The organism is Adonisia turfae CCMR0081, from assembly GCF_011009555.1.
Lineage (GTDB): Bacteria > Cyanobacteriota > Cyanobacteriia > Phormidesmidales > Phormidesmidaceae > Leptothoe > Leptothoe turfae.
Genome location: NZ_QXHD01000004.1, coordinates 681,592 through 693,179, shown reverse-complemented (window position 1 = coordinate 693,179; position 11,588 = coordinate 681,592). Strand labels below are relative to the sequence as shown.

Here is an 11,588-nt window from a genome sequence, read left to right as displayed (position 1 = left end):
CCATAGGACCGTATCGTGGATATTTTCGTCTGCTCGTTGGTAGAGCGTAATCTTCTCGATCACCACATCGGCAACCTGTAGATTGGGTGACTTCAATAAGCTGATCACCTTCTCGTTTGGCACTTTGCCGAAATCGAAGAAACCAGATTCGGGCGACCAGATCGTGTAACCACTTTGCTTAGACCCTGGATCTATCGCAAATATCAACATCTCTCCCCTCCCAAATACTCAGCTAAATCAGAGCCCAAAGTCTCCAGCGCTGCGAATCTCCACGGCGTTGGATACTCTGGCAATGGCTGGGGGCTGCCTAGTGTTCCGAAAAAGGGCTTAACCCAGAAGATATCGAACACCTCTGAATCATCCTCTTCCCTCTCCTGCCCCAACAAGTCCCACCAATCAGCCGTAGCCTCTTTGCAGTCCCACCACCCGTTGGCGATGTTCTTGAAAAAGGATCGACACCCCCTCACCCCCAAACCCCGCAGTGTTGGCATCCCTACCGGAAACTTGTTCTGTTTGTCGTACACTTTCTTTGTTGCGGACAACATCTTGTGCGCCTCGTGTAACATAGATTTGAGTCAATAGAACGTATTTATTTTTATTGATGGGTCAAGCATCATGCAGCCAGGGCTTCCTGTAACTGCGCAACCACCAATTTCAGTGCGGCGACTTCTTCGTGCAAGTCGACTGCGGGACTAGATATAGGCTCCATTTGCAGCCATTCATAGGTCGCTGCTACTTGTTCTTTCCGATAAACCGATAGTGCCAAAACACTTTCATGACGAAGAGAATTACATTTCATGTCTCTCCACTCGCTAATGGTCTGGCTTGCCACACCAATGCGCCGACCCAACGCGGCACATGTCTGATTCTTTATCTGCTCCTTCACCCAACTGGATAAGGCTTCTTTGTTCACCGTCAGGTACCTCTCAGGTAACTAACGAAATCATAACTCAATTTCAGGTAACTGTCAGTCACCTGAAGGTCATTTTTTGTTAATTTCCCTATCAGATATCTTATGGATGTAATGAATCGTCAGCGGCTTTCGGACTGGGTGAAGCGAGAAGTTGAAAGCGGGCTTAGCCTTAGTGCGCTAGGGCGACGAATTGGCATCACAACCCAGTCGCTCAGTGATTGGCGGGATCAGAAAGTTGCTTCTTTGAGATCCGACAAGTTACAGGCGCTGGCAGCCTACAAGGGGCAATCCATAGAGCAGGTGTGCTACTGGCTTGATATTCCGCCGCCTGCTGATGCTGGGCTGATAGGTAATGTGGATCAGTTGGCCACAAGGGTGGCCGCCATGGAAGCCCGCCTAAGTGTCGTAGAACGCGACCTAAAGACAGCCCTACAAATCCTGGACGATGTCGCAGATCAGGCTTCCTCATGTGTGCTGAGGCCGTCAAGGCTGGCAATAGCGCTACAAGATGAACTGTTTGAAAAATATCTAGATTTGCGCACCCTAGAAGGTCAGCAGAAATTTGTAGAATCTGCCAGCCAAGCACTAGAAGGCGACCGTCTACAGGCGCGCAAGGTAATGCTTCAGCTTATTGGCTCCACTCTGATCAAGGATACGGACTACCCAATTGTTGCCCAGGTCATGAGGGCTATTTTGGGGCCAAAATGGACAATGCTTCATCTGGTGCAATTGGCGGATAAAATGCCCACGGACTAAGTTGCCCGTCGACATAAATTACGGCATCAATCTTTCCTTTGCATACGCGATCCCATTCAAGCAAGGCAGCTGTAACATTCTCGACTCGAATTATTTCCTGTCCACACAACAACACTAACCGTGACAATCTCCCCAGCAAAAGTCAATGAAAACTATAGATGCACTGATGCTTAGCCCTGGTCTTGATTGTTATAAAAATCACACTGAATTGTGTTGTCATCAGTGAACCAGATCACCTTGAAGTATGCTTGAAGTCAGATTTTGAGCCTAATTGAGCTTACGTAAATAGAATATATTTATGGGCGTTGATGGGATTCTCAATAGTCCTTTTAATCTCTGTTATTTGCCCATATTTACGCTTATTTTAGCAAAGCTGTTTTGAGGCGATAAAGCAGCCTTTGCATAATCTCTACTGAGTATTCGTAAGCAAATTGCACAGGAGTGCTATCTCGACCTGATCTATGGATTTGCAAATCCATAGATCAGGTCGAGCATGCTTAAGCGAACAAGATATTTTGAGATCTAGATTGTCTTGTACGCAAAGATTTGATCGGTCCTTCAAATTGATCTATCGGTTTTGCAACATAGTTGGGAGGCAAAGCTAGCCTGGAGGCCTCATCAATTGCTGACAATGGGTCGTAGCCCGACTGGATCAAATTGGCGGCAACATTGCACATTGAAATGTAGTAGTGCAGATATTGCGCCGGAAAGTAATCTCTAATCAACTCACCTTGCTTGATGTCTCGACCCAACTCCTTTGAAATGCGTTTTCGCATTTGAGAAGCTGTCTCACTAGTGATAGCCAGATTGAGCGCGTTATGAACCTCCTTAAAGTAGTCTTCGCGGTAACCTTGCACATAACGCTTCAAGGTCATCAAATAGCTTTTGACCTGGCCTACAAGATGGCTTCTAGCCTCGTCTTTAAGACAGTCTCGTGACTCTACTCGATATGCCTCTTGCGAGGTTATGGGCGTCTGATGAGTAATGATCCAGCTTTCTACCCAGTCAGAGACCAATAATGCAAACTCAGCATTGCACCATTGAGCAAGAGATACGGCTAATTTGTAATGGATCCATGTCCCGCCACCGTTAGCAGGTGAACCACGACGGGCAACCACTAAGTCAGGAAATGTCCGCGAAACCCTTGTCTTTGCTGAATTCGGTGATATCCCCGGATTGGGTGGAATCCCTAAACGCTTAGCAAGGGCACTAACAACCCTAAAAACTGCATCAGTTGCTAACCAGTCAGAAACATCAAGGTTATGAGCTACACACATTGCCGTGGCGTTGATGAACCCATTGTCAACACGTTGAGCTATGTCGATCTCATTAATGCATCTACGGATGAACTTTTTGCTAGCCATAAGGCGATCTCCAAGTTAACTACAAAATGTCACAGCCAAAATCAAAGCCACCAAAAATGGAGTTATATTGGAGGGCACAGGGAATACCTATATGTACCCTCCATATAACGTGTCAGTGACGGGACTTGAACCCGTAAGGCAAGGAGCCGACACTCCATGAACCACCCGATTGCGAGTCGGGCGCGTTTACCAATTTCGCCACACTGACTGGTTTATATAAACTCCTACAGCGGCTAGGCGGCGGCCTAGCCGCTGTTTTAGCCTTTAGGAGGCTACTTAATTTCATGGTATTTGATCCCTAAAATGCGCTCCTCGTATGCCTGAGGATTGAACTTGTAGACGCCTTTTCTGACCTTACTTATTTCCGGAGAGCCATTTTTAGTCATTCGATAAAGTGCTGCTGTAAGACTTGCTCGACAAGCTTTAACTGTGGGTGCATCAGTCAAGGTGACTGCATATAATTTTTCCGTCAACTCTTCAATGCTGAGCGGGGTTCTTCTATCCTCCTGCTCCCAAAAAACCTTGGATATCGCCTCAGATAGACTCATGTCTTTGTATCGAGGTCGCCTCAAATCATCTGGGCCGAAGACTCCAGATGAAGCTGACAACATAGAATCAATTTCCTGAGCTTCGTCAGAGTCAAAATACTGAATAACGTCAGAAATGCTGCTAATAGCCGCGCTTGTTCTTTCTAAGGCAGTGTGAAGCTCTTCACGTTTTTTACGCAAAGCCTCTAGATGCAACTCTAAATAATCAACAACTTTTTCTTTAGTTTTCACGTCTGGTATTTTGATATTTAGCGATAGCTAGGCAAATGATAGCAAGACTACAAAGCAATGAGATGGTAGAGCCTGTGGATAAATAAGCTATTTCTGTGGAAAACCTGTGGATAAAACATCTGCACTTGTGGATAACTAACTGAAATACTTGGGCTTACAGGCAGAACAACAAAAAATAAAAGCGCCAACCCCTTGACTGGAGAGCATTTGAGCTTTTCACCTTAAAGCTCATATCAAAGTCCTTTCAGCTAAGTTTGCTAGCAAATCTTGTAAGCATTTAAAAGTTATTGATGACATTAATTCGAGTCAATGTATCTGCTTGCTATCAGCACCCGATCAGCAGTCCAGTTGGCGGCATATCAGCATAAAACCCATCAGGCAGCATATGTCTGGCGTGTCTTTGTTGGCAAATCAATACATTCCAGTCACCATAAATTGGCTTCACGGAAACTTAATAAAAATATATCTTCAGGTACCTGACAATTACCTGAAAGTTAGCTACAGTAAAAACAAGTCATTCGCCACACACCCCGCCACACCATGACACTCTCCACAGTCACCCCCGCCACAATCACCGCCGCAGACATTCAAGCCCAGTTAGACGCCGCTACTTGGGGCGACTGGTTTACCGCCGAGGACACCGAAGATGGTGTGTTGGTTTCTGGTCGCGTTGTTGTTTGGGAGACCGATGACGACATTTGTTGGGAAGAGAACGGCTGGTATGTTGACCGGCTGTTGGTTTTGCCTGAGGGTCGGCCTAATCGCCTTCAGACAGAAGCGGCTATTGAAGCGGCTGAGATTAAGTAAGCCTCGGGGGCTCCTTCGGCCCCATTCGCCTCATTCGTAGTACAGCAATTCTTTAACCACCATGACAACTATCGAAACCCACGCTTCCGTTTACAGAAACAGCCACACCAAAGTGGTGGATCTCTTCGTTAAATCCCAACATCAAATCTTCCGGCTCCACATCAACCACGGAACAGCGCAGAACTCTTCTCTGCGTAAGTGGCTGAACGAGACCCACCCTGGCCATGAGCTTCAGGACTGGGGTTTGTGGGCCGACGTGAATGTGGAGGGCGAGTAAATGGCTATTCCTACCAGTGCAGCCGAATTTGTCTCACCGCTTATCCAATGCCTCGATCAATGCCCTGTTCCGAGTCGATATGACTCTGACGGAGAGCCCATATTTATTGCTTCTGAGGCGATGAAGTCTCACGTTAACGACACCTATTATCTGACCCTGCATACCCCCTCTGAGGAACAGCCAGAGAACCGTAGCGAGGGCACTTGGTACGACGAGTTTAGGGCGACGCTGATCATCCCTCGCAAGACGGCTCCGGCTAAGGGACGTATTGAGAGCTGGCTAGAGTTCAACCTTCCAGGCTGGTCTCTTTATGAATGGCAGATGCAGGATGTTGATTGCCCTGGAAGCTTCAAGGGGCTGACCGGATTGATGACAATGAAGGTCGCCTAGAGCCTTGCCCCAGCCAGGGAGCTTGTTGGTTGGGGCTTTTCTGAGATTTTGTTTTTTGGAGAAGTTATGGAAAACCAGTTTTTCAACATTTATAACGGCTCTTTGCTGGCCAATACGCTAAGAGTGTCTAGCAAGACAGAGCCTCAGCAAACGGCTGTCAGGCTTCGAAAACTATTCAGAGTCGTCCCCAGTATTTCGGTGTGCCCAATTGTTGGGCGGTACACGGGACGGGCTGTTGATCTCGCAAATAGACCTGTGCAGTAGAAAAACTATAGGAGAGAAATCATGGAAGAGAACGTACTCGCGATCCAGGGCAACGACGTTTACTACGGCCCTAAATACATCGGCAGCGTTTGCTACAAGCCGTATTCAAAGAAAGGCCACTGGACAGCGTATCTATCCACGACTACCGGCGATGAGGTTATTGGCCAGTACGACACTGATGTGCTGGCGGCTGAGGCGGTTGGGAAGGCTGCTGCTGCGGGGGTGGAGACAAATGGATAACCCCGTTTATAGCACTGACGCTGCTAACCGTTGGATCTGGCGCTCTGATTTGTTCTACAGCGATCGCACGTTTGGGTCACAGTCAGAAGCAGAAGCGAATTACGAGGCGTTGAAGGAAGTTTACGAGAACAGTGAGGTGGTGAAGTGAGTCAAATATTGCCAATGGTTCCGACGAGTATCCCTGTTGACGCTGTTCAATACTCTCGACTTAAAGGCTTGATCCCTGATTGCGAGAACCCTGAAAAGCTGATCAGGCTTGTATGCGACGTGATCGAGTCGCTTAGTTCGGTAGTACACGAGCAGAACAACTACATATATCTGCTGGAAAACAGCGAACTGCCAGAAGCGTAACTATAGGAGATTTCTGAATAATGCCAATTTTAGGATTAACGACAAAGGCCGATACGCCGATTGAGACCAGCCAGTTGGGTAAGGCCTGGAAGGGCAAGAAAAAGACCCAGAATCGGGCAGGCGAAGACCTTAAAGATAAGTTCCGGCTTGAGATTCCTGCGCCATATGACAAGGTGATCCTGGCGAAATATGGAACGATGCTGCCTACTGAGCTTCGAGTGTTTTTCCCTCATGAGGAGACGGAAAAAGTATTTGAAACCTGGAACGATGCGGTGACTGTTCAGGGCCTGCAACATCGTTGTAACGGTGAGCGAATCACTAAAGAGGTTGTCACTAAGACCGGCTACAGAGCTGGCAAACCCTACCCTAAGCGTCATCGCCAAGACTGCGATCGCCCATGCCTGAAAGGTCCGGATGAAGTGATCTGTAAGCAGTGTGTATCTACTGGTTACCTGAAGTTTTATATTCGCGAGCTGTTCGGCGTCACAGGGATGCAGCAAGTGATTGTGCAGACGGTCACTGGCATCAATGATGTCGTTGGTGTAACTAAGCAGCTCAGAGCTTTTGAAGAGAAGTATGGGAGCCTCAGCAAGTCGTCAATCCCATCACCTTACACCTGGAACTACGTGCCTTTTATTCTGCGACGGGTGCCCAAGGATATTTCTCGCCCTCTGTATGATTCAAAAGCTAAGGCCTACAAAGGTGGCTATGGTCGCGGGACAGCTTATCCCATCGTGATCACTGAAGATCCCGAGTGGTTGGAATTCTGGCAAAACCATATGCGCCGTCAAATGATTTTGCAGATGGTTGAGAACGGCCAGGCTGGTTTATTGCAAGAAAGCGATCGCAAGATTCTCCAAGATATGCAGTCGTTAGAGCTACCCATGGCAACGGTTTCGGGGCAATTGCCTGTTGCTGAAGTTGAGCAGAAAGCGATCGCGCCATCCACTAGCAACGATCCAATCCTTCAGGAGATGGAGGTTTTAGAACAGAAAGCGATCGCAGCAGAGCCAGTTGTGGATACATTCGAAGCCGCCGATCAGGATGCAGCTGAAGCTTATCGGGAGGAGATGTTAAGTCGGACACCTAATACCCGCGCTGGAGAGGTCAACCGAGTTCTTAAGTTTGATGCAGATTTCCTCAAGGACCTATGGCAACAGACTGATCAGTCCAGTGGAGATGATGTTCAAATCACATCAGATTACATTGAGCTAATGCTTCTCGCTTACGCCGAGCAACATATGGTTCAACAGCGTGACGCAACGAAGCTCATGGTACGGCTTCAGGATGAGTTAGGGCTTGTTGATGAAGGATTGGCTGAGATGTTCGTTAGCGAGCTGCCCAATCACGTTCGACCAGCGGCAAAAGAGCAGCCTGAGACGTTTAACAATGTGAGTATTGACTGATGACGACAGATGAAATGATTCAGCAGCTTTTAGCTAAAACTGAAATGCTCAAAATCGAAGAGTACGACGCCAAGCCCACCAACAGCTTCAAGTGGATGGCGCGGTGCAACGACGATGAGCTATGGACTGTTAACGGCGGGCACAAGTCAGTCACCGAAGCGTTTTTAGACTACTTAGAGTATTCCGTTGTTGCAATCAAGTATCTGAATTATCGTCCACCGGAGGCAGACTGATGCATCCCGACGATGTGGAGAAGCTGCCCTTTGAGGTGGTGGTGGTTGGGGGTTAACCCCGCAATTCTATTTAGGTGAAAGTGATGGTTGCCTACAACTTCAAGAAAAAGTTTGCTTATCCTGTTACTCAGGGGTATAAGGTTCAGACTATTAGAGCCCCAAGGAAGAATGGCCATGTAAAAGCAGGGGGCGCTATCCAGCTTTATACGGGCATGAGAACTAGCAATTGCGAGAAGTTAGTTAATCCCGACCCTATTTGTAAGGCTGTTTTCAGTATTGATATCAAGGGGCACGGAGATGTGTTGATAGATCGGTGCCCACTCACCCTAGAGCAGATTAGGCAGCTCGCTTTGGCAGATGGATTCATTGACACGATACCAGGGCTAGGCGAGTCGGGACCAACGATCAACGCTGAGACCCACATGATTGAGTTTTTCGCAGACAAATTACCGTGCTTGGGATTCTCCCTGATCTACTGGGGGCCTGATAAATGGTGGGATGTTTTAGATTTTTTGCCCGATTTGGTGATTGAAAACCACGACAGATTAGCTACATAAAACCCCGCCGCTGGGGTGTGTTGTTTTAGTTTTTGGGAGGAATGAGATTGTGGAAGGATTAATGAAGATTGTGCAATTACAGGCAGAGAATCACGATGGCGAGGAGGTGAAAATTGCGATGGAGTTGACTCCTGACAGAAAGAACTTCATCCTCACGCCGGACGTAGAGAAGCCAGATGAATGGCTAGAAATTCCTGTCCCTTGCGTTTTGGCAGCCATCCAGTATCTGGGAATTGTGCCGAGTTCAGTAACAGTTGAGGCTGTGGAGGAAGAGAAGTGAGGCACTTATACGGAGCCCAAAGCGAGTACATCCCGTGGTGGCCAGTGCGCAGGCTGTACCGAGACTACGGGGGACGAGCGTTGCTCTACCCCGACTGTTACGAAACAGAACTACGCCAGCAGGAACAAGCGGGAAAACCCAATGCCAAGCTGAATTCGGGACGAGCCCAGCAACGGGCGTTGACTCAGCAACAGTGATTTTGGAGGAATGAGCAATGGAATCACAATACCCAGCAGGTAGATATCGTTTCCAAGTGGGTACAGGGTCCCCGTCTTCGGTCAGAAAGACAATAATGAACATCCCTGAAGATCTCGGTTTTCAGAAATCGAATTGGGATAGTTTCTCTGACAAGAAAAAAGAGGAGCTTCTCAACGACGCGTTGGAGGAATTCATGCAAGACAGGATCAGCTATGGCTATAGCCGAGTAGAAGAATAAAGCCCAGTAGTACCACCCTGCCTTGCCCGTGGAATGCGGGCTATGGGTCTGGGTCGCTCTCCCGGCCCTTGGTTTAGATGAAAGGAGAAACATATGCATAACCCAGACACTGCGCGCTTTGTTGTGCGTGAACTCAGAGTTCAGATCCGAAAAGCGGTGCATCTACCCCAGATCAAAGCATGGAGCGACCCGAATAAAGTGGTCGTTACGCCACGCAACACAGTAGTTCGGGGGTGGGACGGATGACAGCAGCCTCTGACGATTTATACCAACACCAGCTACGGATAGCGCTTAACAAGATAGCCATCGATGCCAGCGTGGGGGATTTCAACTCTAAGCTGCTTTTGGAACGACTCTCCCAGGAGCGGATCAGGCAACATCGGCTATCTGCTATTAAGCGACATGTTCAGGCCAATGGCTACCCCGATACGCTGCGGGGACGGACTGAGGCAATGAACGACTTATTTGGCTAACTTTCAGAATCACAGAGGCTGATCTTCGACCATACAGGAGACGGCCATGTACGACTTCACGACAATCACAGGAGCGCTGCTGCTGGCGGATTGCAGCTTAGATGAAGCGATCGCAGTAGCCAAGCAACGGAACCAACGACGACAGCAGTTACTGCAACGAAATGGACAACCTAATCACACGCTACCAGCCACCACCGACCATCCAAACTCACCGCCAGATGTTTAATGCGCTGGCCCACGAATTGCAATTGAGCCCCGCGATCGCTGATGAGATTTGGTGTGGGGCGAGGGTGGATCTACTTCAACTAAAACATCACTCACGAGAAAAGATGAGGTTACAGAGCAAGCAATGGACAGACTAGAACAGATACTCCAGCGTCAACCATCTGAGTCCAAAGCTGCCGACCTGCTGGTCCGCTCAATCACGAATCAGTCAGGACCTATCAAAAAACTTGGCAAGTCTTCACGCTCAGTGAAAAAAGCACACCACAAAACACTCAAGGAGATGGGATATGGAAAGCCCTAGGATAATCGCACGAACTTACAGAAACAAGAAAGGGGATGAAATTCAGCTGCCTTTCGATAGAACCACGGGTGAGGTTGAACTGTATGACCGGTGGTGGGATTCACAAGTGCTGACTTACCTTGGCATTGTTCAACAATCATCAACTAAACGGTTGCCCACGCCCAAACCACTACCATTCGGCAACCCAGCAAAATATCAGGGGCGATTCACAACGACCAGAGTGAAAGGCAGTTCAGAAGGGACAGGAGCCTATATCTGATGACAATATCCACAAACATAGAAATCTCTGAAGCTCTGCACTCATCAATCACGGAGTATATCGAGACCCACCCCGCATGGAGCCAGGAGCGGGTTATGCAGGCAGCCCTTTCTCTGTTTCTGTTGCAAAATGGAGCGAATCAGGCGCAGGTGAGCGAGGTGTACTTGGATAGTTTGTTTGGGGGTTAGACATGATCTCCAAACGCCTACCCGCCTACAGTGAGCCGCATACTTTCGCGGTCGATTACTACGGTAAGCCGGAATTTTGGAAGCGCTTGGTGCGATGGGACAACGATACAGGTCAATGGTCTAGAAAGCGGGTTAGCGGGGTACCGTTGGGGCCATCTAAGTCAGGGAAATACACGGTTTATAAATTGAGCTTTGTTTTGGCCAGCTTGCGGCATGAGGATATCATCACTTCTCTTTTGCAAATTGTCCCGCCGCCTGATGATTTCAGTCTTGATTACACTCGCCGCCACAATTGGGATAGGCCAAGAATTAAATTACCGCTTCAGCTAGCAAAACCATTGATTATGCCTGAAAGAGAAGGAGTTTTGATAGATGCGACAACAACAGACACTGTTCGACAGCTCGCGCTTGAGTTTGACTGAATCCATTGAACTCACTGCACAATCCTTGAATGCCTATATTCCAGGGCACAAGCATATTGCCGTTGCCTACAGCGGTGGCAAAGATTCGTCGGCCACCCTCACTCTGTTGTCTCACCTGATCAAAACAGGGCGAGTCCATCTGCCTGATGATTGCCAGGTGCATGTTCTTTATGCAGATACCCGCCAGGAATTACCACCACTGCACTTTGCGGCAATGTCCATGCTAGAAGACTGTAAACGGCGTGGATTTAAAACCCATATTGTTTGCGCTCCACTTGAGAAGCGATTTTGGCCCTACATTTTGGGCAGGGGAGTGCCGAGCCCCAACAACGGCACCCTGCGGTGGTGCACGAGACAAATTAAGGTAGACCCCATGACAGCAGCGCTGGCTGATCTCCGGGAGACATTAGCCTCTGATGAAAGGCTGCTCATGGTGACTGGCGTCCGCTTGGGGGAGAGCGCGGCGCGAGACCAGCGAATTGCCATGAGCTGCACCAAAGATGGCGACGAGTGTGGGCAGGGGTGGTTTCAGAAAATGACGGCCCCACAGACTGACACTGTTGCCCCACTGCTGCACTGGCGGGTTTGTCATGTGTGGGATTGGCTGGTACAGGCCGATGTTGAGCATGGCTTCCCAACAATGGCGGTAGCCGAAGCCTACTCAATG

General features: G+C 48.6%; 22 protein-coding genes and 1 tRNA gene. 18 read left to right on the top strand and 5 right to left on the bottom strand.

The annotated features are described in order from the left end of the window. Positions 1 to 203: 203 nt before the first annotated feature. Together DXZ20_RS07275 and DXZ20_RS07270 are read right to left on the bottom strand one after the other, a co-directional pair. Complete coding sequence (locus DXZ20_RS07275) at positions 204 to 545, bottom strand: hypothetical protein (protein ID WP_250565663.1); 342 nt, start codon at positions 543 to 545, stop codon at positions 204 to 206. 68 nt (positions 546 to 613) lie between these two features. Continuing rightward, positions 614 to 799, bottom strand: coding sequence for a hypothetical protein (locus DXZ20_RS07270; RefSeq protein WP_163697370.1), 186 nt, complete (start codon positions 797 to 799; stop codon positions 614 to 616). Between the two features lie 216 nt (positions 800 to 1,015). Here DXZ20_RS07270 and DXZ20_RS07265 point away from each other — a divergent pair, with 216 nt between their 5' ends. Beyond that, the gene (locus DXZ20_RS07265; protein ID WP_163697368.1) at positions 1,016 to 1,669 is read left to right on the top strand and encodes a helix-turn-helix domain-containing protein; all 654 of its coding nucleotides are present in this window, start codon (positions 1,016 to 1,018) and stop codon (positions 1,667 to 1,669) included. Positions 1,670 to 2,166: 497 nt separating this feature from the next. Here the strand turns inward: DXZ20_RS07265 and DXZ20_RS07260 are convergent, their stop codons facing one another. From DXZ20_RS07260 to DXZ20_RS07250, 3 genes are all read right to left on the bottom strand, one after another. After that, positions 2,167 to 3,033, bottom strand: a complete 867-nt coding sequence (locus DXZ20_RS07260) for a KilA-N domain-containing protein (protein ID WP_163697366.1) — start codon at positions 3,031 to 3,033, stop codon at positions 2,167 to 2,169. A gap of 110 nt (positions 3,034 to 3,143) precedes the next feature. Then, a tRNA-Ala gene (locus DXZ20_RS07255) sits at positions 3,144 to 3,241 on the bottom strand. Between the two features lie 64 nt (positions 3,242 to 3,305). Next, positions 3,306 to 3,812: a hypothetical protein gene (locus DXZ20_RS07250; RefSeq protein ID WP_163697364.1), complete on the bottom strand. Its 507-nt coding sequence runs from the start codon at positions 3,810 to 3,812 to the stop codon at positions 3,306 to 3,308. A gap of 540 nt (positions 3,813 to 4,352) precedes the next feature. Between DXZ20_RS07250 and DXZ20_RS07245 the strand changes: the two genes are divergently transcribed. The 17 genes from DXZ20_RS07245 to DXZ20_RS37290 form a co-directional block, all read left to right on the top strand. Further along, positions 4,353 to 4,619 (top strand): hypothetical protein, encoded by a 267-nt coding sequence (locus tag DXZ20_RS07245; protein WP_163697362.1) that lies wholly within the window; start codon positions 4,353 to 4,355, stop codon positions 4,617 to 4,619. A 61-nt stretch (positions 4,620 to 4,680) separates the two neighbouring features. Further along, the gene (locus DXZ20_RS07240) at positions 4,681 to 4,896 is read left to right on the top strand and encodes a hypothetical protein (RefSeq protein WP_163697360.1); all 216 of its coding nucleotides are present in this window, start codon (positions 4,681 to 4,683) and stop codon (positions 4,894 to 4,896) included. After that, a complete protein-coding gene (locus DXZ20_RS07235; RefSeq protein ID WP_163697358.1) occupies positions 4,897 to 5,286 on the top strand; it encodes a hypothetical protein in 390 nt (129 codons plus the stop codon). 285 nt (positions 5,287 to 5,571) lie between these two features. Beyond that, a complete protein-coding gene (locus DXZ20_RS07230) occupies positions 5,572 to 5,790 on the top strand; it encodes a hypothetical protein (protein ID WP_163697357.1) in 219 nt (72 codons plus the stop codon). After that, the gene (locus DXZ20_RS07225; protein ID WP_163697354.1) at positions 5,783 to 5,938 is read left to right on the top strand and encodes a hypothetical protein; all 156 of its coding nucleotides are present in this window, start codon (positions 5,783 to 5,785) and stop codon (positions 5,936 to 5,938) included. Before DXZ20_RS07230 ends, DXZ20_RS07225 begins: the two co-directional genes overlap by 8 nt. 223 nt (positions 5,939 to 6,161) lie before the next feature. Beyond that, positions 6,162 to 7,547, top strand: a complete 1,386-nt coding sequence (locus tag DXZ20_RS07220; protein ID WP_163697352.1) for a recombination directionality factor — start codon at positions 6,162 to 6,164, stop codon at positions 7,545 to 7,547. Beyond that, positions 7,547 to 7,780 (top strand): hypothetical protein, encoded by a 234-nt coding sequence (locus DXZ20_RS07215; protein WP_163697350.1) that lies wholly within the window; start codon positions 7,547 to 7,549, stop codon positions 7,778 to 7,780. Before DXZ20_RS07220 ends, DXZ20_RS07215 begins: the two co-directional genes overlap by 1 nt. 83 nt (positions 7,781 to 7,863) lie before the next feature. Next, entirely contained in the window at positions 7,864 to 8,337 is a 474-nt protein-coding gene (locus DXZ20_RS07210) for a hypothetical protein (RefSeq protein WP_163697348.1), read from the top strand. 49 nt (positions 8,338 to 8,386) lie between these two features. Next, positions 8,387 to 8,617 carry a hypothetical protein gene (locus DXZ20_RS07205; RefSeq protein ID WP_163697346.1) on the top strand — a complete coding sequence of 77 codons (231 nt, stop codon included), beginning with the start codon at positions 8,387 to 8,389 and terminating at the stop codon, positions 8,615 to 8,617. Then, the gene (locus tag DXZ20_RS07200) at positions 8,614 to 8,814 is read left to right on the top strand and encodes a hypothetical protein (protein ID WP_163697344.1); all 201 of its coding nucleotides are present in this window, start codon (positions 8,614 to 8,616) and stop codon (positions 8,812 to 8,814) included. Before DXZ20_RS07205 ends, DXZ20_RS07200 begins: the two co-directional genes overlap by 4 nt. Positions 8,815 to 8,831: 17 nt before the next feature. Further along, entirely contained in the window at positions 8,832 to 9,053 is a 222-nt protein-coding gene (locus DXZ20_RS07195; protein ID WP_163697342.1) for a DUF7167 family protein, read from the top strand. A gap of 242 nt (positions 9,054 to 9,295) precedes the next feature. Continuing rightward, positions 9,296 to 9,526 (top strand): hypothetical protein, encoded by a 231-nt coding sequence (locus DXZ20_RS07190; protein ID WP_163697340.1) that lies wholly within the window; start codon positions 9,296 to 9,298, stop codon positions 9,524 to 9,526. Positions 9,527 to 9,572: 46 nt separating this feature from the next. After that, positions 9,573 to 9,752, top strand: coding sequence for a hypothetical protein (locus DXZ20_RS07185; protein WP_163697338.1), 180 nt, complete (start codon positions 9,573 to 9,575; stop codon positions 9,750 to 9,752). A gap of 286 nt (positions 9,753 to 10,038) precedes the next feature. Beyond that, positions 10,039 to 10,311, top strand: a complete 273-nt coding sequence (locus tag DXZ20_RS37295; RefSeq protein WP_250565662.1) for a hypothetical protein — start codon at positions 10,039 to 10,041, stop codon at positions 10,309 to 10,311. Beyond that, positions 10,311 to 10,499, top strand: coding sequence for a DUF2811 domain-containing protein (locus DXZ20_RS07180; RefSeq protein WP_163697335.1), 189 nt, complete (start codon positions 10,311 to 10,313; stop codon positions 10,497 to 10,499). Before DXZ20_RS37295 ends, DXZ20_RS07180 begins: the two co-directional genes overlap by 1 nt. A gap of 2 nt (positions 10,500 to 10,501) precedes the next feature. Next, a complete protein-coding gene (locus tag DXZ20_RS07175) occupies positions 10,502 to 10,921 on the top strand; it encodes a hypothetical protein (protein ID WP_163697333.1) in 420 nt (139 codons plus the stop codon). Further along, positions 10,872 to 11,588 (top strand): phosphoadenosine phosphosulfate reductase domain-containing protein (locus tag DXZ20_RS37290; protein WP_250565661.1); only part of this gene is annotated, 717 nt, incomplete at its 3' end. The genes DXZ20_RS07175 and DXZ20_RS37290, both read left to right, overlap by 50 nt.

Excerpts from the sequence above, each read along its gene's own strand:
- DXZ20_RS07240 (WP_163697360.1), top strand. The coding sequence starts at position 4,681 with ATGACAACTATCGAAACCCACGCTTCCGTTTACAGAAACAGCCACACC.
- DXZ20_RS07185 (WP_163697338.1), top strand. The coding sequence starts at position 9,573 with ATGTACGACTTCACGACAATCACAGGAGCGCTGCTGCTGGCGGATTGC.
- DXZ20_RS07235 (WP_163697358.1), top strand. The coding sequence starts at position 4,897 with ATGGCTATTCCTACCAGTGCAGCCGAATTTGTCTCACCGCTTATCCAA.
- DXZ20_RS07260 (WP_163697366.1), bottom strand. The coding sequence starts at position 3,033 with ATGGCTAGCAAAAAGTTCATCCGTAGATGCATTAATGAGATCGACATA.
- DXZ20_RS07210 (WP_163697348.1), top strand. The coding sequence starts at position 7,864 with ATGGTTGCCTACAACTTCAAGAAAAAGTTTGCTTATCCTGTTACTCAG.
- DXZ20_RS07215 (WP_163697350.1), top strand. The coding sequence starts at position 7,547 with ATGACGACAGATGAAATGATTCAGCAGCTTTTAGCTAAAACTGAAATG.
- DXZ20_RS07275 (WP_250565663.1), bottom strand. The coding sequence starts at position 545 with ATGTTGTCCGCAACAAAGAAAGTGTACGACAAACAGAACAAGTTTCCG.
- DXZ20_RS07180 (WP_163697335.1), top strand. The coding sequence starts at position 10,311 with ATGACAATATCCACAAACATAGAAATCTCTGAAGCTCTGCACTCATCA.
- DXZ20_RS07195 (WP_163697342.1), top strand. The coding sequence starts at position 8,832 with ATGGAATCACAATACCCAGCAGGTAGATATCGTTTCCAAGTGGGTACA.
- DXZ20_RS07270 (WP_163697370.1), bottom strand. The coding sequence starts at position 799 with ATGAAATGTAATTCTCTTCGTCATGAAAGTGTTTTGGCACTATCGGTT.
- DXZ20_RS07220 (WP_163697352.1), top strand. The coding sequence starts at position 6,162 with ATGCCAATTTTAGGATTAACGACAAAGGCCGATACGCCGATTGAGACC.
- DXZ20_RS07265 (WP_163697368.1), top strand. The coding sequence starts at position 1,016 with ATGGATGTAATGAATCGTCAGCGGCTTTCGGACTGGGTGAAGCGAGAA.
- DXZ20_RS07190 (WP_163697340.1), top strand. The coding sequence starts at position 9,296 with ATGACAGCAGCCTCTGACGATTTATACCAACACCAGCTACGGATAGCG.
- DXZ20_RS37295 (WP_250565662.1), top strand. The coding sequence starts at position 10,039 with ATGGAAAGCCCTAGGATAATCGCACGAACTTACAGAAACAAGAAAGGG.
- DXZ20_RS07245 (WP_163697362.1), top strand. The coding sequence starts at position 4,353 with ATGACACTCTCCACAGTCACCCCCGCCACAATCACCGCCGCAGACATT.
- DXZ20_RS07230 (WP_163697357.1), top strand. The coding sequence starts at position 5,572 with ATGGAAGAGAACGTACTCGCGATCCAGGGCAACGACGTTTACTACGGC.
- DXZ20_RS07175 (WP_163697333.1), top strand. The coding sequence starts at position 10,502 with ATGATCTCCAAACGCCTACCCGCCTACAGTGAGCCGCATACTTTCGCG.
- DXZ20_RS07225 (WP_163697354.1), top strand. The coding sequence starts at position 5,783 with ATGGATAACCCCGTTTATAGCACTGACGCTGCTAACCGTTGGATCTGG.